This window comes from Enterobacter sichuanensis, assembly GCF_002939185.1.
Classification (GTDB): Bacteria; Pseudomonadota; Gammaproteobacteria; order Enterobacterales; family Enterobacteriaceae; genus Enterobacter; species Enterobacter sichuanensis.
The window spans coordinates 1-226 of record NZ_POVL01000197.1 but is presented as its reverse complement, the minus strand read 5'-3'; the positions used below and the strand labels follow the sequence as shown (position 1 = coordinate 226).

Below are 226 nucleotides of genomic sequence, written 5' to 3'. Positions count from 1 at the left end.
CACTTCTCCTTCCCGTTTCTCTCTGTTTCAATTTTACTGTATTCAACAATTCAGGCATTTCGCCTGGTTGATGTGGTGATATCACCGATTTATCCGTGTCTTAGAGGGACAATCGATGTCTAAAGAAAAGTTTGAACGTACAAAACCGCACGTTAACGTCGGTACTATCGGCCACGTTGACCATGGTAAAACAACGCTGACCGCTGCAATCACTACCGTTCTGGCA

The 226-nt window shown here is 44.7% G+C and carries 1 protein-coding gene; it reads left to right on the top strand.

The window, feature by feature from the left end; genetic code table 11:
• Positions 1-115: 115 nt before the first annotated feature.
• Positions 116-226: GTP-binding protein (locus tag C5687_RS24500; RefSeq protein WP_001336758.1), on the top strand; the 111-nt coding region annotated here is incomplete at its 3' end.